The 22,423-nt window shown below is 72.8% G+C and carries 15 protein-coding genes and 1 pseudogene; 7 read left to right on the top strand and 9 right to left on the bottom strand.

Annotated features, from left to right (window positions below; translation table 11 throughout):
• Window positions 1-789, bottom strand: a 789-nt coding sequence (locus tag RH94_RS41270; RefSeq protein WP_199880920.1) for an acyl-CoA dehydrogenase family protein, incomplete at its 3' end; no start/stop codon positions are given.
• A 104-nt stretch (window positions 790-893) separates the two neighbouring features.
• Here RH94_RS41270 and RH94_RS10385 point away from each other — a divergent pair.
• Genes RH94_RS10385 through RH94_RS10370 form a run of 4 tightly spaced genes read left to right on the top strand, consistent with a single transcriptional unit; the run spans window position 894 to window position 11,903 of the window.
• A complete protein-coding gene (locus RH94_RS10385) occupies window positions 894-4,256 on the top strand; it encodes a non-ribosomal peptide synthetase (protein WP_079188965.1) in 3,363 nt (1,120 codons plus the stop codon).
• Window positions 4,253-7,597, top strand: a complete 3,345-nt coding sequence (locus RH94_RS10380) for a non-ribosomal peptide synthetase (protein ID WP_143203991.1) — start codon at window positions 4,253-4,255, stop codon at window positions 7,595-7,597. Before RH94_RS10385 ends, RH94_RS10380 begins: the two co-directional genes overlap by 4 nt.
• Window positions 7,594-8,427 carry a thioesterase II family protein gene (locus RH94_RS10375; protein ID WP_073947330.1) on the top strand — a complete coding sequence of 278 codons (834 nt, stop codon included), beginning with the start codon at window positions 7,594-7,596 and terminating at the stop codon, window positions 8,425-8,427. Before RH94_RS10380 ends, RH94_RS10375 begins: the two co-directional genes overlap by 4 nt.
• Window positions 8,424-11,903 (top strand): SDR family NAD(P)-dependent oxidoreductase, encoded by a 3,480-nt coding sequence (locus tag RH94_RS10370; RefSeq protein ID WP_079188964.1) that lies wholly within the window; start codon window positions 8,424-8,426, stop codon window positions 11,901-11,903. Before RH94_RS10375 ends, RH94_RS10370 begins: the two co-directional genes overlap by 4 nt.
• 125 nt (window positions 11,904-12,028) lie before the next feature.
• Here the strand turns inward: RH94_RS10370 and RH94_RS10365 are convergent, their stop codons facing one another.
• The 8 genes from RH94_RS10365 to RH94_RS10330 all read right to left on the bottom strand — a co-directional run bounded on the left by RH94_RS10365 (window position 12,029) and on the right by RH94_RS10330 (window position 20,340).
• Window positions 12,029-12,766 (bottom strand): sulfotransferase-like domain-containing protein, encoded by a 738-nt coding sequence (locus RH94_RS10365; RefSeq protein ID WP_073947328.1) that lies wholly within the window; start codon window positions 12,764-12,766, stop codon window positions 12,029-12,031.
• Window positions 12,763-13,545, bottom strand: coding sequence for a thioesterase II family protein (locus tag RH94_RS10360; RefSeq protein WP_079188963.1), 783 nt, complete (start codon window positions 13,543-13,545; stop codon window positions 12,763-12,765). Before RH94_RS10360 ends, RH94_RS10365 begins: the two co-directional genes overlap by 4 nt.
• Complete coding sequence (locus RH94_RS10355) at window positions 13,542-14,840, bottom strand: cytochrome P450 (RefSeq protein WP_073947327.1); 1,299 nt, start codon at window positions 14,838-14,840, stop codon at window positions 13,542-13,544. The genes RH94_RS10360 and RH94_RS10355 overlap by 4 nt, the downstream gene beginning before the upstream one ends.
• 35 nt (window positions 14,841-14,875) lie before the next feature.
• Entirely contained in the window at window positions 14,876-16,453 is a 1,578-nt protein-coding gene (locus tag RH94_RS10350) for a transketolase C-terminal domain-containing protein (protein WP_073947326.1), read from the bottom strand.
• Window positions 16,450-17,301 (bottom strand): transketolase, encoded by an 852-nt coding sequence (locus RH94_RS10345; protein WP_073947325.1) that lies wholly within the window; start codon window positions 17,299-17,301, stop codon window positions 16,450-16,452. Before RH94_RS10345 ends, RH94_RS10350 begins: the two co-directional genes overlap by 4 nt.
• Complete coding sequence (locus RH94_RS10340; RefSeq protein WP_073947324.1) at window positions 17,298-18,593, bottom strand: DegT/DnrJ/EryC1/StrS family aminotransferase; 1,296 nt, start codon at window positions 18,591-18,593, stop codon at window positions 17,298-17,300. The genes RH94_RS10345 and RH94_RS10340 overlap by 4 nt, the downstream gene beginning before the upstream one ends.
• Before the next feature lie 62 nt (window positions 18,594-18,655).
• On the bottom strand, window positions 18,656-19,738 hold the full coding sequence (locus tag RH94_RS10335) for a BtrH N-terminal domain-containing protein (RefSeq protein WP_079188962.1): 1,083 nt from the start codon (window positions 19,736-19,738) through the stop codon (window positions 18,656-18,658).
• Window positions 19,735-20,340 carry a hypothetical protein gene (locus tag RH94_RS10330; protein ID WP_199880919.1) on the bottom strand — a complete coding sequence of 202 codons (606 nt, stop codon included), beginning with the start codon at window positions 20,338-20,340 and terminating at the stop codon, window positions 19,735-19,737. Before RH94_RS10330 ends, RH94_RS10335 begins: the two co-directional genes overlap by 4 nt.
• A gap of 144 nt (window positions 20,341-20,484) precedes the next feature.
• Here RH94_RS10330 and lysW point away from each other — a divergent pair, with 144 nt between their 5' ends.
• The 3 genes and pseudogenes from lysW to RH94_RS10315 all read left to right on the top strand — a co-directional run.
• The gene (gene lysW, locus RH94_RS10325) at window positions 20,485-20,673 is read left to right on the top strand and encodes a lysine biosynthesis protein LysW (protein WP_199880918.1); all 189 of its coding nucleotides are present in this window, start codon (window positions 20,485-20,487) and stop codon (window positions 20,671-20,673) included.
• Window positions 20,666-21,646: a RimK family alpha-L-glutamate ligase gene (locus tag RH94_RS10320; RefSeq protein WP_073947323.1), complete on the top strand. Its 981-nt coding sequence runs from the start codon at window positions 20,666-20,668 to the stop codon at window positions 21,644-21,646. Before lysW ends, RH94_RS10320 begins: the two co-directional genes overlap by 8 nt.
• Window positions 21,643-22,423, top strand: a pseudogene (locus tag RH94_RS10315) (N-acetyl-gamma-glutamyl-phosphate reductase); the annotation flags it as partial. The gene RH94_RS10320 and the pseudogene RH94_RS10315, both read left to right, overlap by 4 nt.

The raw sequence follows: 22,423 nt of genomic DNA, 5'->3' as shown, positions 1-22,423 counted from the left end.
GGCCAGCCGCAGCCAGTGCAGGCCGCGGGCGTAGTAGTCGACACCGCTGCGCTCCGCCGAGAACATCCCGGTGATCAGGGACCACCCCTCGCCCGGTGCACCCAGTACGGCGTCGTCGTCGAGCCGGACCCCGTCCAGGGAGACGTCGTGGAACTGCTCGTCGGCCAGGCTGGGCAGCGGACGGACCGTCACCCCGGGCGCGGAGAGCGGGGCGAGGAACAGGCTGATGCCCTCGTACTGGCTGACCGAGTCGTCGGTGCGGGCGGCGATCAGCGCCACATCCGCGTAGGCGGTCTTGAGGTTGAACTTCTTGCGCCCGTTCACTGTCCACACGCCGGTACGGGCATCCTGCTCGGCGCGCGTGACGACGCCCGCGAGGTCGGAGCCGTTGTCCGGCTCGGTGAACAGGATGCACGCCGCGAGGTCACCGGAGGCGAGCCGGGGCAGCAGAGCGAGCTTCTGCTCCTCCGTACCGGACTGCAGGATGAGCGATCCTACAATCTGAACGGAGATGAAGTAGAGACTCTGTGGAACACCACGCTGGACAAGCTCCTCCATCAGGACGACGGTCTCGGTGAAATCACCGTCCCTTCCGCCGTACTCGGAGGGCCACGCCGGGGCGAGCACCCCGTGTTTCCCCAAGTGTCGATAGAGCTCACGGACATTGCCGTCCATTCCGTCCGCCTGCACCGCGACCGCATTGACCAGGTCGTCGACGGCAGGCGAGTACAGCACCTCGCGCAGCTCACGGCGAAACTCGTCTGTTGTCCGCAGAATGCTGAAGTCCATGGCCTCACCCTTGTCGAGACTTTCCTCACCGTACTACAGTCAACATAATCAACGAAGACTGTTGATGGAAGTCGACATGTAACCCGAGTTGGGGGAAGGCCGCGATGACACAAGAGAGCGAGCTCCTGCGCCGGCTGCGAAGTCTGCCCGCCGAGCGACGAGAGCAGTTCCTTCAGGGAATCGGCAATGTGGACCGCGGGACCAGGGTGTCGCCCCTCACCTTCCGCCAGGAGCAGCTATGGGTCTTCGACAAGGTGTCACCGGGCGACAGCCGGTACGCCCTTGCCTTCGCCTACACCCTGCACGGCGACCTGGACCAGGGCGCGCTGTCCGCCGCGCTCGACGAGATATTCGACCGGCACACGGTGCTCCGTTCGGTGTTCCCGCATGACCACCCCTCCGGCGAGCAGATCGTAAGGGGAAGGCCGGGCGGCCGGCTCACCGCCGAGACGGTCGGCGAGGAGCGGCTGCCCGAGCGCTGTGAAGCCCTGGCCCGTGAGGAACTGCGTCACGGGTTCGACCTGGACGGCGGGCCGCTGGTCCGACTGCGGCTGCTGAAGGTCGCCGAAGACCGGCACGTCCTGCTGTGGTTCTCCCACCACCTGGTCTTCGATCCCCGCTCCGCCGACGTCGTACTGCGCGACCTCGCCGCCGCCTACGCCGCGCGCACCGGCGGATCCCCCGCCGGCCGCACGGCACCGCATGAGGACCGGCCGGACCGGCCCCAGTTCGGCGCCTACGCCGCCTGGCAGCGGGATTGGGCCGCCTCCGAGGAGGCGTCCGACCACTGGAACTGGTGGCGCGGTGCCCTCTCCGGCTGGGAGAGCACCGAGATCGCCCCCGACCGGCCGCGCGGACTCGTCCTCGACCTCACCGCGGGCACCGTGCAGCGCACCCTGGACGAACCGCTCTCCCGCTCCGTCGCCGCACTGGCCGACCGGCTCGGGGTCCCCGACCAGGACGTGCTGCTCGCCGCCTACTTCGCGCTGGTAGGCCGCCTCACCTCGCGTACCGACCTGCTCATCGGGGTGCCCGGTGACGTCTTCGACGCCTTCGACCCCGACCTGCTGGTCGGCGACTGCGGCCAGCTGCTGCCCGTCCGCGTCGACACCGACGGCGCCACCTCCTTCTCCGACCTGGTCCGCCTCACGCACGAGGCCCGGATCGCCGCCGACGACCACGGCGGTCTGCCCTTCAAGGAGCTGCTGTCCGCCGCCGGAGTCGAACCGGACCAGGGCAGGCTGCCGCTCGTCCAGATCGGCTTCGAGACCACGCCGCCCGCCCAGCGGCAGGCCGACGCTGGGGACCTCACCATCACCCTGGAGCAGCTCGACACCGGCAGCTCTCCCTTCGAGTTCGCCCTCTCCGCCGAACTCGGCTCCAGGACACCTGTCCTGCGGATCCGTTACGCCACCAGCCTCTACGCCCCCGAGACGGCCCGGCTCTTCCTGGACCGCTACCTAGGCCAGCTGCGCACCCTCTGCGTCGACCCCGAGGCGCCGTTCACTCGTGCCCCGCTGGCCACAGAGGACGAGCGGCGCGCCATCCTGACCCGCTGGAACGTTCCTGCCGGTGACTCGGACACCTCTGGTGACCCTGGCGAGGCGGAGACCGTGCACGGGGTGTTCGCCCGCACGGCCGCCGCCCACCCCGACCGCACCGCGGTCACCGGTCCGCACGGCACCCTCACGTACCGTCAACTGGACCGCCGGGCCAACGCCCTCGCCCACCGCCTGGCCGAACTCGGCGCCGCCCCCGGTGAGCTCATCGGCGTCGCCATGCGCCGCACCCCGCGACTTGTGGAGGCCGTCCTCGCCGCCCTCAAGTCCGGTGCCGCCTACGTGCCGCTCGACCTGGGCAACCCGGCCGCCCGTAACGAGGCCGTCCTCACGGACGCCGGGGTACGCGTGGTCCTCGGGGACGCCACGACCGCGGGTGAACTGCCCGACGGTCCCTGGCGGCTGATCGATGTCGAAGCCCTCGACGCGGAGGAGCGGGATGCCGCACCGGCGGTCCTGACCGACCCGGCCGACCTGGCCTACTCGATCTTCACCTCCGGCTCCACGGGCCGCCCCAAGGGAGTCCTCGTCGAGCACCGCAACGTCACCAACTTCGTCCGCACCACACAGGAGATGTTCGGTCTCACCGCCGACGACCGCTTCCTCGCGTTCGCCTCCCCCGGCTTCGACGTCTCCGTCTTCGAGCTCTTCGGGGCGCTCCTCACCGGAGCGAGCGTCTACCTCGCCGACGAGGACGAACGCCGGGACATCTCCGTACTGGACCGGATCCTCGCCGAGCAGCGCATCACCGTGATCGACCTCCCTCCGGCGATCATGGATCTGCTCACCCCGGAGAACTACCCCGAGCTGCGGGTCTGCTTCGTCGGCGGCGAGGCCTTCAGCGGCGAGCTCACCACCCGCTGGGCGGCCGGCGGCCGCGCCTTCTGGAACGGCTACGGCCCGACGGAGACCACCGTCACCGTCATCGCCAAGCGGTGCGAGGGCACCTGGCACGCCTCCCCGCCGATCGGCCGCGCCATGCGCAACCACCGGGCGTACGTCCTCGACGAGAAGCTTGACCTGCTGCCCCCGTCGGCCTGCGGCGAGCTCGCCGTCGCCGGCGCCGGCCTCGGCCGCGGATATCTCGGACGGCCCGACCAGACCGCCGAGCGCTTCCGGCCCGACCCCTACGGGCCGCCCGGGTCCCGGATGTACCTCACCGGCGACCTCGCCGGCTGGCAGAGCGACGGCGACATCGTCTTCCGCGGGCGGATCGACCGCCAGGTCAAGGTCCGCGGCGTACGCATCGAACTCGGTGAGGTCGAGGCCGCGCTGCTCGCCGTCCCCGAGATCGGACAGGCCGTCGCCCATGTGGTGACCGGCCCGCGCGGCGACAACCTTCTGGTCGCTTACGTCACCGGAGCGCCGGACAGCCCGCTGCACCTGGACTCCGTACGGACCAACCTGGCAGACCGGCTGCCGCCGACCATGGTCCCCACGTTCCTGGTGCCGCTGGACGACATCCCGCTCACCGCCAGCGGCAAGGTGGACCGCAAGGCGCTGCCCGCCGTCGAGTTCGCGCCGCTGGACGACGACACGGACGACAGCGAGCGCACGGAGACCGAACGGCTTCTCGCGGAGGAGGTGTTCAAGCCGTTCCTCGCCACCTCCCGGGTCGGCAACCGCGACAACTTCTTCGCCCTCGGCGGCACCAGCCTCCAGGCGATCCGTATCGCACCGAAGGTCAAGGCCGTGTTCGGCGTCGAACTGCCCATCGCCGACTTCTTCCGCAACCCGACCGTGTCCGGTACCGCCCTGGCGGTGGACGCCCTCCTGGAGCGGACCCGCAGCCGTCGGCAGAGCGTCCTCGACGTGCTCGCGATGGTGGAGAACCGCGACGACGAGGAGGTCGCCGCGCTGCTGGGGGACAACGGTTTTGGAGCGAAGACGAAGGGAGTGACCCCGTGAGCGACCAAGGAACGGTGTTCCCGGCCGCCGCCAGGACGGCGGTGGACCCCGCGCTCGACAGGTTCCGCACCGTCGCGCGGACCTCGCGGGTACGCAGGCTCGCCCTGCGCCTCGAACCGCCCGCGCACATCGGCGAGGAGCGGCTCGACGAGGCGCTGCACGCGCTGGCCGCGGAGTACCCGGACAGTTTTGCGGCGACCCTGCGGCGGCCCGACGGGTCCCTCGTGGTCGACCCCGACGCGGCGGGGATCACGGTCCGCCGGGTACACGTACCGGAGGACGCTGCCGCGCTCCTCCTGGAGCGGTTCGAGAGCGAGCCCGGAGAGCACGAGGACCCAGGCGGCAGCGGACCCACCCTGGCGCGCGCCCTGATCGCCACCACCCCGTCCGGCCTCCGCCTCTCCCTGATCCTCGACCGCATGCTCGTCGACCACGCGGACGCGGGCCTCCTGCTGTCCCGGCTCGCAAGCCTGTGCGGGCCCGCCGAGGACGGAACCCGCCCCGCTCCGGCGACGGACGGGGCTTCGCCGCCCGCGTCCGGATTCGCGTCCGCCTCGGCGGACGGCTCGGCTTCCGCTTCTACGGCGGGTCCGGGTTCCGCTTCGGCGTCCGGCCTCGCGCCTGCCTCTGCGGCGGGCCGCGCGTCGACTTCGGCGGCGGGCCCGGGTTCCGTTCCGACGGACGAGCAGCTCGCGCGGCTGCGCAAGGAGCTGCTCGGCGTGCCGTTCGACAACGTGCTGCCGCGCATCCCCGCCCTCGGTGACCACACGCGTCCCCCAGCCTGGTCGCGCCACCGCTTCGTCCTTCCCGACGACCTCCTCGCCGCGGCTGCGGCACTCGCCGCACTCGGCGGGGAGGCCGCACCCGGGGCACCCGGCGGGGGCGGCGCGGCCGCCGCGCTCACCGGTGGCCAGGTCGACGCCGTGCCCGGGGGCGAGGTGCTCGTGGCCGCGTGGGCGCTGGTGCTGCATCGGTGGTCGCGGTTGGGCGAGTTGGTGGTCGGGGTGGAGACCGACCGGGTACGGCCGGGGCGACGGCCGCGAGGGGCCGTGGCCGAGGTACTGCCCGTGGTGACGCACACAGGCGGACTGCGGGCGGTCGCCGGTCAGGTGGCGGAGGGCGTGCGACGCGGGCTCGACGAGGCGACGCTGCCCGCCCCGCTGCTCGCCCAGTTCGCCGGGCGACTGGTCTCCGAGCAGAGCCCGAGCCCGTACGCCTCCGTCGTCGCCCTGCGCCCCGCGCTGCCGGCCGAGTGGAACGCGACGGAGGCCACCGACCCTGCCACGGAGACCGAGCTCGAACTGGTGATCACATCCGGCGGTGCCGCCGAGATCCGCTACCGCTCCGACGCGTTCACCCGGCGCACGATCACCGCGCTGGCCCGCCACTTCCTCCGGCTGCTGCGCTCCGGACTCGACGCCCCCGACGCTCCGCACCACCGGCTCGTCATGCTGGACGAGCAGGACACCCACGAGCTGCTCCACGAGTTTAGCGACCTCCCCGACCGCTGGGAGCCGCAGGCCGCACTGCACACACTCGTGGAACAGCACGCCCGGCGTTCGCCCGGCACCCTCGCCGTGGTCCGAGGTGCCGAGCGGATCACGTACGGCGAACTGAACGCCCGTGCCAACCGGCTGGCCCACCACCTGACCGCCCGGGGCCTGCGCCGCGGTGACGTCGTCGCCCTCAGCCTGCCTCGCTCGGCCGAGTGGGTCGAGGCACTCCTCGCCGTGCACAAGGCGGGCGGCGTGGTCCTCCCGATCGACCCGGCGGCACCGGCCGCCCGGCTGGCGAGCGTCTTCGCCAAGGTGCCGCCCCGGCTGGTGATCACAGTCGCCGCAACCCCCGCCGCCGGGCTCCTGCCGGACCGCATCCTGCTCAGGGACACCCTCGATGGCGAACTGGCCGCTCTGCCCGACCTGGACCCGGGCCTGGACATCCGCCCCGACGACCTGGCCTACATCATGCAGACGTCCGGCTCCACCGGCGAACCCAAGGCCGTCTACGGTCAGCACCGGGTGATCGTCCACGCCGGCGCCTCGTTCGCCGACGCGACGCTCCTTGGGCCGGGGGACCGCGGGAGCTGGACGACCCCCACCGGGTTCGGCACCACCATGGCCGAGGTCGCCCGGATGCTCGTCGTCGGCGCCACCGTCCACGTCGCCGAGCCCGGCACCCTCGCCGACCCGCCCGCCTTCCGGGACTGGGTCGTCGCGAGCGGCATCCACTCCGTGTTCGTCGTCACCTCCATCGGGAACAGCCTCCAGCGGCTCCCCTGGCCGCCGGACACACCCGTACGGGTCCTCATCATGGGCGGCGAGAAACTGCACCGATGGGGCCCCTCCGACCTGCCGTTCGAGGTGGCCGTCGGCTACGGCTGCCACGAGGCGCTGTTCGTCGCCAGCCCGCTGCAGCCCTGGGAAAAGCGCCTGACCGCCTCCACCGCGACCGCGCAGGATCGGCTCGCCCCGCCGCCCATCGGGCGGGCCAACCCCGGGGTCCGGATGCGGATCCTCGGCGACGAGGACGAACTCCTGCCGGTCGGCGCCCTCGGCGAGATCTGGTTCGGCAGCCCGGAGGCCGCCCTGGGCTACTGGGGGGACCCGGCGCTCACTGCGGACCGGTTCCGGCCTGACGCGCACGGCCCCGCGGGCAGCCGCCTCTACCGGTCCGGCGACCTCGGCCGCTACCGCGCCGACGGACTGCTCGAACACCACGGCAGGACCGACGACATGGTCAAGGTTCGCGGCTGCCGGGTCGAACTCGGCGATGTCGAGACCGCGTTGCTCTCCCACCCGGGCACCGCGGAGGCGGCCGTCGTACCCGTGCGCTCCGCGGCCGGTGACACCCAGTTGGTCGCCTGCCTGGTGGTCAGGCCGGGCCACGACGGGCTCGCAGGCACCGTGCTGCGGGACTTCCTCGCCGAGCGGCTGCCCGACTACATGATCCCGATCGCCTTCGTCCACCTCGCGGAACTTCCCCGTAACGCCAACAAGAAGGTCGACCGACGCGCACTGCCTCCCGAGGACTGGACGCAGTGGCGGGTCCGCGCCCCGTACCGGAAGCCCGCGGAGGGACTGGAGACGACGATCGCCGAACTGTGGGCCGAGGTCCTCGGCGAGATCCGCTACGGCGCCGACGACGACTTCATGGACTTCGGCGGCGGCTCCCTCGACGCCGGACGCATGCTGGTGAGGCTGAGGCAGCGGGTGCCGCTGGAGGTGTCCCTGCAGGACCTGTTCCTGTTCCCCACGCCTGCGGCGCTCGCACAGCTCCTGGCGGGCCGCAGGCCCGCCCCCGTCCCGGCCCTGCCGGCCATCACCCGAAGGCGGGCCTCATGACCACGCTCGTCCCCGCACCCGGCGTTCCCGCACCGCCCGTGTTCACCGCCGAATCGCCCTGGGTGCGCCGCGCCGCGCGCCCGGGACGCCCCCGGCTGCGGCTGCTGTGCTTCCCGTACGCCGGAACGGGCGCCTCCCTCTACCGTTCCTGGCCCGCAATGCTGCCCGAGGACATCGAGATCGTCGCTGTCCAGCCGCCCGGCCGGGAGGACCGCGCGCGCGACGCGCTGCCCTCCGGCGTCGGACCGCTCGCCCGTGCGTGCGCGCTCGCCCTGCGCCCGTACACCACCGTGCCGTACGCCGTGTACGGGCACTGCGCGGGCGCCGTACTGGGAGCGGAGACCGCCCGGGAACTGGTGCGCCGCGGCGCCGAACCGCCCCGGCTGCTGATCGCCGCCGGACACCGGGCCCCGCACCTGCCGGCCCGCGCGCAGCCCCTGCACACCCTGCCCGACGAGGCCTTCCTCGACGGGGTCCGCGCGCTCGGCGGCATCCCCGAACGACTGCTCGGCAACGCCGCCTTCATGGAGTTCCTGCTGCCCCTGCTGCGCGCCGACTTCGCTCTGTGGGAGACCCATCAGGGCGACCCCGGCGCAGCCCTCCTGCCGTTCCCCGTCCTGCCGGTGCGGGGCGACGCGGACACCGTCGTCACCGAGGCCGACGCCGCCGCCTGGCGCGAGCACACCACCGCGCCGCCACGGGACGTCGCCCACGTGCCCGGAGGCCATTACTTCGTCAACGACATGACGCCGCAGGCCGTGGCGGTCCTGATCTCGGCACTGGAGACCGCCCGGCCCCTCGCGCCCACCGAGCTGGAGGAAGCCTCATGACCCAAGCCCCGCCGCGGCCTGCTCTGGCCGCGGGACCCGAACCCGTGGTGCCGCCCGGTGCCGCGCGCACCCTGCAGGAGGCGCTCCTCCAGGCGGCCGCTTCCGCCATCGGACGCGGAACGGTCTACGTACGCGCCGACGGGACGGACGAGCGGCAGACCTACGCCGAACTCCTCGACGAAGGCCTGCGCGTCCTGGGCGGCCTCCAGGAACTCGGTCTGCGCCCCGGGGACTCCGTGCTGCTCCAGTGCCACGACAACCGCGCCTTCGTCACCGGCTTCTGGGCCTGCATCCTCGGCGGCTTCCTGCCCACTCCGGTGGGCGAGGCACGTGACTACACGCGCGAGAATGCCGTCACCCGCAAACTGCACGCCGCCTGGACGCTGCTCGACCGGCCCCTCGTCCTCACCGACCGCGCACTGCGCGAGCCGGTCCACTCGCTCGCCGCCCAGTGGGACGAACCGGGGATCCGCGTCCACGCCGTCGAGGAGCTGATGGCCTCCGTACCGGGCCGCATCGAACCGGTCACCCCCGACCAGGACGTGCTGAACCTGCTCACCTCAGGAAGCACCGGCATCCCCAAGTGCGTCCGCCACGCCAACCGCTCCCTGGTCGCCCGCACCTACGCGGCCATCGACGCCAACGACTTCACCGAACACGATGTCGCGCTCAACTGGATGCCCCTCGACCACGTCGGCGGCATCGTCATGTTCAATGTCCGGGACGTCTTCCTGCGCTGCGAGCACATCAACGCCCGCACCGAGAGCGTCGTCGGCCGGCCGCTGACCTGGCTGGACCTGATCGACCGGTGGAAGGCCAGCAACACCTGGGCGCCGAACTTCGCCTTCTCCCTGGTGAACGAGCACGCCGACGCCATCGAGCAGGGCAGCTGGGACCTGTCGTCCCTGCACAACATCTGCAACGCGGGCGAGGCCGTCGTCGCCCGCACCGCCCGCCGCTTCGTCCGGCTGCTCCGCCCCCACGGGCTGCCCGCCGACGCCATGGTGCCCTGCTGGGGCATGTCGGAGACCTCCTCCGGAGTCACCTACTCCCGGCTCGACCCCGACGACCCCGCAGTCGGCACGTTCAGCGTTGACTCCGCCACCCTCGACACCCACCTCGCCGAAGTGCCGTACGACTCCGAGCGGGCGGTCACCTTCACCGACGTCGGCGCGCCCGTCGCCGGAGTCGCCCTGCGCATCGTCGACGAGGACGGCCAGGTACTGCCCGAGGGGCACGTCGGACGGCTGCACATCTTCGGCACGACCCTGCTGCGCGAGTACCACGGCAACCCCGCCGCCAACGCGTCCTCCTTCACCGGGGACGGCTGGTTCGACACCGGGGACCTGGGCTTCCTGCTGAACGGCCGGCTGGCCCTCACCGGCCGGAGCAAGGACATGCTCATCGTCAACGGCGCCAACTACCCCTCCCACGAGGTCGAGGCCGTCGTCGAGTCCGTCCCGGGCGTCCGCGCCACCTGGGCGGCGGCCTGCCCCGTACGGGACGGTGACACGGACGGCGTGGTCGTCTTCCACGTACCGGCCGAGCACGCGCCGGAGACCCTCGAACAAGACATCGCCACCACCCTCGCCCGAGACATCGGCCTCCACCCGCGCGCCGTGATCGCCCTCTCCGAGGACGAGTTCCCGAAGACCGCCAGCGGCAAGATCCAGCGCGCCGAACTCGCCACGGCGTACGCGGAGGGACGCTACGACACCACCCCGGAGGACGAGGCCGACGGCAGCTGGCTCCTCGAACCCGTCTGGGTGCCCGCGCGGCGGCACGAGGGCGGCACAGAACCGGTCGTCGCCGCCCGGCCCCCGGCGGAGGCCCTGCTCGTCTACGCCCCCGAAGGCAGCGCCCTGCCGGTAGCCCTCGCCGACGACATGACGGGACCGGGATGCCCGATCGCCGTCGTCCGGCCGGGCGCGCCCGGCTCCCCGTGCCTCATCGACGGCGTGCTCAGCGTCACCATCGACCCGCTCGACCCCCGCCAGCACGCCCGCGCGCTCGACCACATCGCCGCCGGTCTCGGAGGCGTACCCGAGCACGTCCTGCACGCCTGGGAGTACACCGCCGACATCTCCGGGACCCCCGATCCGCAACGTGCCGCGACCGGCGTCCTGTTCGCGCTGCGCGCCCTGGCGGCCAGCTCCCCGCGCGCCAAGGTCACCGTACTGACCCGCCACGCCGCCGCCGTCACCGACGGCGACACCGTCGACCCGGGCCGGGCCGCGCTCAGCGCCCTGGTGCGCACTGCACGCGCCGAGCAGACCGTCGGCGCCGTACGCCTGGTCGACATCGCCGCCGACGCCGACGACACGGCGGCCGTCGCCGCCGTCCGCGGCGCGCCCGGCGAGGACGTCAGCGCCGTACGCGCCGACGGCGTTGCCCATGTGCAGCGACTGCGGCCCGTGCCCGAGCCCGGCACCCTCACCGTCCCCCGCGAGATCCTGCCCACCGGCGGCACTGCGCTCGTCACCGGCGGTCTCGGCGGGATCGGGCGCGAGGTCGCCGGCTACCTGCTGTCCGCGCTTGGCGCCCGGCTGCTGCTCACCGGCCGCACCCCGGAGTCGGAGCTCACCGGCGAACGCCGGGCAGCACTGGAGGAGTTCAGGGAACTCGGCGAGGTCGCGTACGCGGCCGTGGACGCGGCCGACGGCGCCGCGCTGGAGGCCGCGGTGTCGGCCGCCGAGCGGCGCTGGGACCGTCCGGTGGATGCCGTGCTGCACCTGGCCGGAGCCGATGTGCGCGGCCACTGGGACGCGCTCGACGCCCACACGCTGACCGCGGAGACGACGGACGGGCTCGCCGCGATGATGCGGCCCAAGGCGGGCGGCGCCCAGGCCATCGAGCGGCTCCTCGCCGGACGGCCCGGCACGGCGGTGGTGCTCTTCTCCTCCGTCAACGGCTTCTTCGGGGGCAGCTCCTTCGGCGCGTACGCGGCGGCCAACGCGGCCCTCGACGGCTACGCCGAACGCTGGACCGCCCAGGGCCGGACCGTCCGCTGCGTCGCCTGGAGCATGTGGGACCGCACCGGCATGAACGAGGGCAGTCCGCTGGCGGCCGCCGCGCGCCACCGGGGGCTGCGCGGCATCGACCCGGCGCGGGGCGTGCAGCTTCTGCTGGCCGCCCTCGCGCGGCCGGAGACCTGTCTGCTCGCCGGACCCGACCCGGCCAACGAGTACATCGCGCCCTACGTCACCGGCGTGCGCAAGCGCGGTCCAGCGGGCCCCGCCCGGGCCGCGTACAGTCCGCCCGAGGGCGAACTCGAACGTGAGATCGCCGCGGTCTGGGCGGACGTCCTGGGCGTTGACCGTGTCGGCCGCGACGACACGTTCTTCGTCCTGGGCGGCGACTCGCTGCGCGTCATGCGGATGATCGGCCGCCTGAACGAGCGCTTCGCCGTGGCCCTTCCGGTCTCCGCCGTCTACGACCACCCCACGGTCCGCGTCCTCGCGAGCGCCCTGACCTGACCCGTTTCCGCTCCGGCGACGGCGGCACCGACACCGGGTGCCGCCGTCACCCTTTGCCGGTGGGGCGGCACGCCGATGCCCCCGACAGCAGGGCTGCCAGGGGCATCGGGTGCGGTGTCGTCTCGTCAGGCGACGCGCAGGCGCCGTTCCCGCAGATGTTCGTAGTGCGGGAGGTGGTGCCGGTAGAACGGGCCGAGCACCGGATGGCCCGAGACGTCCAGCGGCGGACGGCTGGTGACGGCGGCGCTGATCGTGTCGCTGCCGCTCGCGTCGCGGTGCCAGCGGGCCGTCTTCTGCCAGCCGGGCAGTCCGCCCGGACGCCACGACAGGGCATGCTCCAGGAACGGGACGCCGACCGCCGCACAATACGCCCGCAGCGTGTCCGCCGGCGCCGCGACGAGGTCCGCCGCGTCGACGACGGCCGGCTCGGCGCCCGTCGCCCCGACGACCCGGTCGTGGATCTCGCGGAGCCACGCGAAGCCGATCTCGTCCCGCCCGAGCCCGGGGTTGAGCCCGTAGTGGGAGGCAATCGCCTCCTGCGGGTCGCGCACGATGAAGGTGTGCTGCGCCTCGTTCAGGAACCGGGTGTCCGCCAGCACGCCCGGATAGCGGAAGTCGGTCGTGTCCTTGACGAACACCCGCCGCTCCCGGCCCAGTTCGAGCAGCCGCGCGATCACCTCCGCCTCCGTGCGGCACACCACGCCCTCGATCTCCTCCCGGCCGAAGTCCTTGAGGTGCGAGAACGGCTCGTGCAGTACGAGGAAGTCACCGCGCTCGGCGATGCTGCGCGAGAACACGGTGGACCGGCAGCGCGGCGCGCTCCACAGGACGACCAGCCGACCGTCGCCATCCCCGCCGTTCACCTTCCCACCCCCTGCAGCAGCTCGTGCACGGCGGACACGATTCGCGTCCGGTGCTCGGTGAGGAAGAAGTGACCGCCGGAGAGCACCTCCAGCGTGAACGGCCCCGACGTCTCCAAGCCCCAACGCGCCATCAGCTCCGGCGGCACCTCCAGGTCCCGGTCGCCGCACCAGGCCGACACCGGGCAGGCCAGCGGAGGCGGCGAACCGATCTCGGGCTCGTACCGGTAGTTCTCGATGAGGTGGAAGTCCGCGCGGATCATCGGCAGCAGCACGTCGAGGAGTTCGTCGTGGCACAGGACCTCCTCCGGCGCCGCGCCGTAGTCCCGCAGCATGTCCACGAACCGCTCGCGCGGCAGGTCGCTCACCGGCGACGGCGGGCGCACCACGGTCGGGCAGGGTCGTCCGGACACGAACAGGTGCTGTACGGGATGTCCGCGGCGCTCCAGCCGGCGCGCCGTCTCGAATGCCAGGACGGCGCCCATGCTGTGGCCGAACAGGGCGGCCGGGACGGGCGAGCGGGCGATCGCCGCCGCCGCCAGGTCGGCGGCCACGGCCACACTCGGTACCGGTTCCTCGGCCATCAGCGTGCCCCGGCCTGGCAGTTGCACCGGCACCAGTTCCACGTCGGACCGGAACTCCTCGGCCCAGGCGTGGTAGTACGCAGCGGAGCCCCCCGCGAACGGGAAGCAGTACAGCGCCACCCGAGGCGGCGCACCGGCCGTTCGGTGCCGGCGTTCCAGCCAGCTCGCGGACGTGGGGGAGGGGAACGCGACGCTCATACGACCGCCCCCGCCGCGGCGAAGGAGCGTGCCGGAGTCGTCCCGGTGCGCGGTGTCAGCCGTACCGGCATGTGCTTGAAGCCGGCCACGAAGTTCGACGCGAGGTGAACCGGCTCGCCGGCGAGCTCGACCGACTCGACCCGCTCGGCGAACTCGTCGAGGAACAGCCGCAGCGCGAGGCGGGCGAGGCCGGAGCCGATGCAGTAGTGCGGTCCGACCCCGAACGCGATGTGCCGGTTGGGCCGACGGGCGACGTCGAAGGTGAACGGATCCTTGAAGACGCGCTCGTCACGGTTGGCCGAGCCCAGCCAGACGCTGACCGGGTCACCCGCCCGGATCGTCCGCCCGCCCAGCTCCACGTCGGCCGTCGCGTACCGCATGAAGTGGCTGGCGGGCGACGACCAGCGCAGCAGCTCCTCCAAGGCCGTGCCGCGCAGCTGCGGGTTCTCCCTCAGGGCCCGGAACTGCTCGGGGTGCTGGGCCATGGTCAGGGCCGTCGTGGAGACCACGTGCGGCGTGGTCACGTTGGCACCGAGGAGCAGGCTGTAGCAGTTGAGCATGATCTGCCGCTCGGTGAGCGGCTCGCCCTCCAGGTTCATCCGCAGCAGGATGCCGATCAGGTCGTCGCCGGGGTCCGTACGGTCCCGGCGGGCGATCTCGTCACTGAAGAAGGAGAACAGCTCGTGGTGCGCCTGGCGCAGGGTGGGCTTGGGCGCCTTCTCCATGTACTCAGGGTCGTCGTAGGCGATGGTCATCGTGGTCAGCCGGGACATGCGGTCCCAGGTCTCGCGAGGCAGGCCCATTATGGAGCCGGTGAAGGCCATGGGGAACATCAGCGCGGCCTGCGCCAGGTCGAACACCTCGCCGTTCAGGGCGGGTTCGAGCATGTCGCGGACGATGCCGCGGATGGCCTCCTCCTGGGCGGCGACGGCACGAGGCGTCATCACGCGGTTGAGCGGGTCACGCAGCTGGCCGTGCCGGGGTGGGTCGGTGTCGGGCATCATCTGGTCGGAGGCGATGTCCGGCATGGACAGGTCGATGATGCAGAGCATGGTCCCGCGCCGGGAGGAGAAGACCGAGTGGTCCTTGAGCACCCGGCTGACGTCCGCGTGCCGGGTGACCACCCAGAAGGGCTCCCGGCCGTCGGACGGGGTGAAGTGATGGACCGGGTCGTGGACCCGCAGGTGGGTCCACAGCGCGTGCGGGTCGCCCTCGGTGTAGTACGTCGAGGCGAGGAAGTCCACGGCCGTCACATCGGTGTCCGCTGGGGTGAACGGCGGTGTCGAAAGGCGCATCTGTTGTCTCCTCCGGGAGGGGCCGGGCGGCCGGTTCAGGCCGAGGCTTCGGACAGCTGATCGAGGGTGGCGGCGAGTTCGGCGACGGACGTGCCGCGGTAGAAGTCGCGAACGGGCAGCTGCACTCCGCGCTCCTGCTCGATCAGCGCGATCAGGTCCATCGCCGACAGTGAGGTCCCGCCCAGGACGAAGAAGTCGTCGTCGGGGCCGGGGGCGGTGACGCTCAACAGCCGGGCGAACAGGGCGGCGACGTAGTCCTGCGACGCCGGGTCGGCGGACGTGGTCTGCGTGCTCATGAGGGCCTGCTTTCCGAGGGGGTTTCCGGGCGTGATCGATGAGGCCGGACGGGTACGAGCCGGGGCGGTGGGCTGCTGTGCGCAACGACCGGACGCCGGAAGCGCCGTCGTCCCACGGGCGGGCGCCCCGTACGGCTCACCGCACGGGCTCGGGTACGGGTACGGGTGGCTGCGGGCTGGTTTCGGGACCAGGCCCGCGTCGGACGCCGGACCGGCCGTCGGGTCCCGTCGCGTGGCCGAGACAGGGCCGGCCCGGTGCGGTACGGGCGCCTGGGGGGCCTTTTCGGCGGCGCGGGGCCGTGCCAGGTGGCTGGGGGCCCCGCGGGCGTCACCGGGCGGGGCCAGGGCCAGCGCGCGCAGCGCGGCGCCGTAGACGGTCTCCGCGCTCACCCCCGTCGCGGAGAGCAGCCCGGCGTGGTCGTCGACGAGCTTGGGCAATGGGCCCGTCACCGCGACCCGCAGCACGGGCCGGGGGGCGTGGGCCGCGACGACCTGCGTGACCGCGTCGCCGAGACCGCCCTGCGGCCGGTGCTCCTCGACCGTGACGAGCCCGGCGGTCTCGGCGGTCGCGGCCGCGACCGCCGCCTCGTCGAACGGGGCCAGGGTGTGGATCTGCAGCACCCGGGCCCCTACCCCGTCCTCGGCGAGCCGGTCGGCGGCGACCAGCGCGAAGCGCACGGGGAGCGGACCACACGCGACCAGCGTGACGTCGTTCCCGGCGCGCAGGGTCACGGCTTCGCCGAGCCGGAACGGCGGGGCGGCCTCGCCGTGCACCGGCGGAGTCGCCGACCGTCCGAGCCGGAGGTACGAGGGCCCGTCCAGCTCGTGCAGCGCCGCCAGAGCGGGGCCGATCTCCCGGACGTCGGCGGGCACGACTACCGTCAGCCCGTGCAACGCCCGGGTGAGGGCCAGGTCCTCCAGGCAGTAGTGCGTGGTGCCGAAGTGCGCGGCCGAAAGGCCGGCATGGGTGGCCACCACCCGTACCGGCAGGCCGGTGCCGACGATGTCGAGCTTCAGCTGCTCGGCGGCCCGGGTCGCGGCGAACGTGGCCATGGTGTGGGCGTAGGGGCGCAGTCCGCGGGCGGCGAGCCCCGCCGACACGGTGAACAGGTTCGCCTCGGCGATGCCGGTGCTGATGTAGCGCTCGGGGAACCGGCTGCCGAAGGAGGTGTCCAGGCCGCCCAGGTCGGAGTCCAGGCAGAGCACCCGCTCGTCGTCCGCGGCGAGCGTCGTCAGAGCCTCCCGGTACACCTCCCGGGGACCGGCGGGCGCGGGCCGCTGATGCGCGAGTGCGGGCGTGGGCGCGGGGGCGGTCACCGGGCCACCTGCCCCGCGGCGCGCAGCGCGGCAAGCGCCCGCCGGTGCAGTGCCGGGCTCAGCGTCACGTAGTGGCTTGCCACCCGACGCTCCAGGAACGGGATGCCGCGCCCCTTGACGGTGCGGGCCACCACGGCGACCGGCCGGCCGCTTTCGGAGGGGGTGGCGAGCGCCGTGCGCAGCGGACCATGGTCGTGGCCGTCGGTCTCCCGTACCTCCCAGCCGAAGGACCGGAGCCGGTCGCCGAGCGGCTCCAGGGACAGCGAGCCCTCCGTGGAGGCGGCCTGCTGTAGACCGTTGCGGTCGACGATCGCGGTGAGCCGGGACAGCTTGCGGTGGCCGGCGAACATCAGGGACTCCCACACGGAACCCTCCTGCAGCTCCCCGTCCCCCATCAGGACGAAGACCCGTTCCTCGGCGCCGCACCGGAGCTGCCCGGCGAGCGCCAGACCGCAGCCGAGCGCCAGACCGTGCCCGAGCGAGCCGGTCGCGAACTCCACACCGGGCAGCCCGCGGGACGGGTGTCCGAACAGCCGGCTGCCGGGCGAGGCGTACCCGTCCAGTTCGACCTCGTCGAGCAGTCCGCGGGCGGCGAGCGCCGCGTACAGGGCCGGTGCCGCATGGCCCTTGCTCAGCACGAACGAGTCACCGGGCAGGTCCAGTACGTTGAAGTAGAGGACGGCCAGGATGTCCGCGCAGGACAGGCTGCCACCCAGGTGCGCGCCCTGGCGGCCGGCGGCCATGCCGACGATGCTGCGGCGGATGCGCAGCGCGGCCTCCTCGGTGGCCTCCGCCGAAGCCTCTTCCGCGGAGGCCGGTAGCGGCTCGGTGGTGGTGGGGGAGGTCATACGGCGCTCACCTCCTGCCGGCCGCGAGCGGCCGGGGAGGCCGAGCGCACCATCCGGCGGATCAGGTCGAGGTGCTGCCACACCTTCTCGAAGCCGTCGGCGTACGCGGCGAGCACCGGACCGGAGCCGGGGTCGAGGTGGCGCCGCTGCAGGCACAGCGAATCGGTGAGCACGGCGCGGGCCACCGGGAACCGCGCGCCGGCGGGGACGTGCGGAGTGAAGGCGGGGTGCGCTGGCAGCGGCTCCTCCTGGTAGCGCGACACCGGTACGCCCTCGGCGCGCAGCGCCCGGTGCAGTGCCCGGCGCAGCGCGGCGGCGTCCTCGTCCGCCAGTCCCAGGGCCTGCGGGTCCAGCCGGAACCGCAGGATGTGCCAGGCGTGAACGGAACCCTTGGGAACCACCGGTACCAGTAGGCCGGGCAGCGAGGCGAGCCGGTCGAGGAAGGCCAGGACCCCGGGCGCCCTGCGGCGGCCGTACTCATCGAGGCGGGCGAGCTGACTGCGCGCGAACGCCGCCTCCACGGGGCCGATGCGGTGGTTCCATCCGGCGATGTGGGACACATAGCTGCGGGTGCGTCGGGGGCGTGGGTCCTCGCCGAACTGCCGGAGCCGCAGGACGCGTTCGTGAATGTCTGGGTCGTCGGTGGTGAGTAGGCCGCCTTCGCCGCAGGTGGGCAGGTTCTTGCTGGGGTGCAGACTGAAGCAGCCCACCGTCCCCAGTGCGCCGGTGCGCCGGCCCCGGTGGGCGGCTCCGTGTGACTGGGCGGCGTCCTCCACGACCGCGGCGCCGAGCTCGGCGGCGATCGTCCGCAGCGCGTCCATGTCGGCAGGCAGCCCGTGCAGATGGACCGGGAGCAGCGCCTTGGTGCGCGGACCCGCCACAGCGCGCACGGCGTCCGGGTCCATGGTGTACGTCTCCGGGTCGATGTCCGCGAAGACCGGCCGCGCTCCCTGCTGGACCACGGCAAGGGCGGTGGCGTTCATCGAGACGGCGGGCACGACCACCTCGTCGCCCGGGCCCACGCCGAGCGCGGCGAGGGCCAGTTGGAGTGCCGCGGTGCCGGAGCCCACGGCCGCGCAGTGCGCGGTGCCGGTGTAGGCGGCCCACTCCCGTTCCAGGCCTGGCACCTCCTCCTCGCCCTCGGCCGTGGCGGTCAGCCGCCCGCCGGTCAGGACCCGGGCCACGGCCTCCTCGTCGCCCCGCGTGACCACCGGCCACCGGGGCGCGGCGGTCTCCGGCGGGACCGCGCGGGGTCCGCCGAGCATCGCGAGCTGGTGCGGTCGCTCCGTCATGCCTGTCGGTCCGCCTCTCTCGGTTCCCTCGGTCGTGGGCGCGTTCGTGGCGCGTCCGGCGGTCACGGCCGGTCCAGCGCGGACTCGACCGCGTGCAGTGCCGCTTCGTAACTGCGCAGCAGGGTGCGGCCGTGTTCGACGACCTGGCGTGCGGCCTCTTGGGGGTTCTCCTCGCCGTGGGCCGCGCTGATGCGAACGCCGGTCCAGGAGTGGGAGACCAGCTCCACGGCGCGGCCCGCCTCGGCGAGACGGAAGCGGCCCAGGCGCCGGGCGGCCTCGGCGAGGAACCGGGCGTGCAGCCCGGCCTCGGCCTGCGCGGGCCAGCCGATGCGGTACGTCCGCAGCAGCGGGGCCGCCCCCTCGGCGGCGACGGCGCCGGGCAGGGCGTCGAAGTAGGCGGCGAGGGCGGGCAGGCCGTCCCCCTCCGCGCCGCGCAGCGACTGGACGTTGGTCTTCAGCGCGGTACGCAGCCATGACCAGGTCGGCTCCGGCTGCGGCCCTTCCAGGCGGACCTCCATCCAGCGCCTGGCGGGCCCGGACCCGGCGAAGAAGGGATCGCTGCCGTCGTCCGGGTTGGCGGAAGAGCGGCTGCGCTCCAGGACCTCGCGGGGCAGCGGCCCTCGGTAGGCGGGCGGCATCGGATCGAGGACCCGGTAGGTGCGGGTGTCCGGGTCGTACCCGGTCACCATCAGGAGGTGTCCGGCGTGCACGTCGTGGTAGGCCGGGCGGAATGGCAGATGGTAGTTGTCGACCGAGACAATGGGTACGATCCCGTCGGCGAGTGCGGCGGCCACCTGGTCGTGGGCCTCGGCGTCGTCAGCGGGCCGGTGCCACCGCAGGGTCAGCGGGTGGTAGATCCCGAAGGAGGAGGCCAGGTCGTCCCCCGCGGGGTGGAAGAACTCGACGGGCTCGCAGTCCTCGGGCACGGCCCGCAGCCGCCAGCCGCTGCCGAGAGCCTGCAGCGGGTCCCAGCCGCCGAGCCGCAGCACGTGCACCAGGTCGACCTGGAGGCAGCTGCAGAGGTCGTCGTACCAGGCGGGGGAGGAGGCCACGGGCACCGCGCCCGCGTACGGTCCGGTAGGGGTGATGCTGACGGGGCCTTGGATGCCTTCTGCGACGGGGCCTGGACTGTCCAGGACGGTCATCGGACTCCCTCCACGGTCATGGCGAAGAGGTGCAGGGCGGCGTTGTCGGGCAGCCGCACACTGCGCAGTGGTTCCCGGCGTACGGCCGGGACGCGCACCGACCAGACCTGACCGCCGAGATCGGGCTGGATGTGGTGCGGATAGTGCATGCCGGCCGAGCGGGCCGCGAGCACCTCGCCGAAGTGCCCGGTGGCGGGCCAGAAGTCGGAGACACGGATCCACTCGGGGTCCACGGCCCCGGAGGCGTAGTGCAGATGAACGGTCTCCTCGCAGCGCCGCTCGGAGGTGACTAGCAGGTGCAGCCAGTCGGCGGCGGTGCCGTCCGGAAGGTGGACGAGCTGGCCGGTGCAGCGCACGTTGTCGGGCGCGACGCCGTCGGGCGCGGAGACGTCGAACTCGATGCCGGAGACCCGGATCCGACCGGTGGGCAGGGTGCCGATGGGCAGGCTGTTGCCCCATACGTTGAGCCGGCCGTTGCCCAGGGTGTCCGGACCGGTGAAGGCGACGTTGTTGAACAGTTCGGTGAGTCGCAGCGGCAGTTGTATGTGCTCCCTCGCCTCCCTGTTTCTCGCGCCGGTCGGTTCGATGACTTGAAGAGTCACTTCGGTCCCCCTCCACGCACAGAGTGATGCTGACCCCTGAACTCTACATAGAGTCTCGCTTGACTTTGAAGAGTTTGTAGCTTTTAGATTGAGTCAGCCGCACGGAGCGGGCAAGATGCTTCAAGACTCGATGTGGAGTGAGTGATGACTCTGGACACCATGACCGAACGAGCGGCCTGCCCCGACTGCGGTGCGGGCGTCGGCCTGGCCGCGGACACCGAGGTCACCGAGATCGTCGTGTGCACCGGCTGCGCCGTGGAGCTGGAGGTCGTCGCGGTGGGGCCAGTCACCCTCGCGCTGGCCCCCGAGATCGAAGAGGACTGGGGTGAGTGACCTGACCAGGACCGGGGCGGAGGCCGGTACCGGTGACGGCCGGCCTGTCGCGCTGATCGCCTCCCGGGTGCGCTTCGAGGAAAAGCTGCTGCTCGAAGCGTTCCGGAGGCGCGGTGTGGCGGTCGTCGTGATCGACGACCGGACGCTCAGCTACCGGGTCGGCGACCCGGCACCGGCCTGGCGGATGGCGTGCAACCGCTCCATTGCCGGTACCCGGCGCCTCGAAGTGAGCCGTATGTGCGAGGCCTTCGGTATCCCGGTGGCCAACTCGGCGTCGACCGTGGCCGTCTGCGACAACAAGATCCACAGCACGCTGGTTCTGCACGCCGCGGGCCTCCCCGTCCCCGTCACGGCCGTGGCCCTCGCCCCGGCCGCCGGTGAGGAGGCGCTGCGCCGGGTCGGGCTGCCCGCGGTGATCAAGCCCGTCAACGGCTCCTGGGGCCGGGGACTGTGCAAGATCAACGACATCGACGCCGCCGAGGCAGTCCTCGCTCTCAAGGAGTCCCTCCCCTCGCCGCAGCAACAGCTCATCTATGCCCAGGAGTTCGTCCGCACCCCGCAGCGCGACATCCGGGTCGTCGTCGCGGGCGACTGCGCTGTGACCGCCGTCCACCGGACGGGAGAGCACTGGATCGGCAACGTCGCACGGGGCGCCCGCACCAGCCGCTGCCCGCTCACCCCCGAGCTCGAGGATCTCGCGCTGCGGGCCGCCAAGGCCGTCGGCGGCGGACTGCTCGGGGTCGACCTGCTGGAGAGCGACGACGGGCGGCTGCTTGTCAACGAGGTCAACAGCGGCGTCGAGTTCCGGGGCGCGGCGGTCGGCGACGAGTCCACCGCCTTCGCCATCGCCGAGGCCTTCGCCGATTACGTGCTGAGCGAGGCCCCGCAGGGAGAGGCCTCACCCGGCAAGGTCACGCAGGGCAAGGCCCGTACCGCCGGACCCGCACCGAGTCAGGAGGGCGACAACCCATGAGAGCCAGCATCCTCGGGGGCGCCGGCTATGTCGGAGGCGAACTGGCCCGGCTGCTGCTCGGCCACCCCACCTTCGACCTGGTCCAGGCGACGTCCCGGCGCCACACCGGCAAGCCCCTGCACACCGCCCACCCCAACCTCCGGGGCACGGACGAGCTCGCCTTCACCGACCCCGCTCGCCTGGAGCGCGTCGACGTTCTGTTCAGCGCACTGCCGCACGGTGAGTTCGCCGCCCGGCTCGACGAACTGCGCGGCAGGGCCGGGCTCCTGATCGACCTCAGCCCCGACTTCCGGCTCCACGACCCCGAGGCGGCCCGGCGGCACTACGGCACGGCCTCCTCCGCCCGAGCCGCAGGCGCCACCGCGTTCGTCCCCGGCCTTCCCGAGATCTACCGCGACCGGCTGCGGACCGCAGACCGGATCGCGGTGCCCGGCTGCATGGCGACGGCGGCCGTCCTCGCCCTGTGCCCCCTCGCGGACGCGGAACTCGTGGACGGCGACGTCCTGGTCGACGCCCGCACCGGCTCCAGCGGCTCCGGCAACACCCCCGGACTCGCCGGTCACCACCCCGAACGGGCCTCCGCCCTGCGCGTCTACGGGCCCGTCGGCCACCGCCACGAACCGGAGATCACCCAGCACACCGGCGTACGCGCCCGGATGACCGTCACGGCCGTACCCGCCGTGCGCGGCGTCCAGGTCGTCGCCCAGGTCCGCCCGGGCCGTGCCGTCACCCGTACCGAGGTCTGGGCCGCCTACCGGAAGGCGTACACCGACGAGC

It is taken from the genome of Streptomyces kebangsaanensis (assembly GCF_001906585.1).
GTDB lineage: Bacteria > Actinomycetota > Actinomycetes > Streptomycetales > Streptomycetaceae > Streptomyces > Streptomyces kebangsaanensis.
Note: the sequence above shows the minus strand (reverse complement) of the source record. Positions and strands in the feature narration are given on the sequence as shown.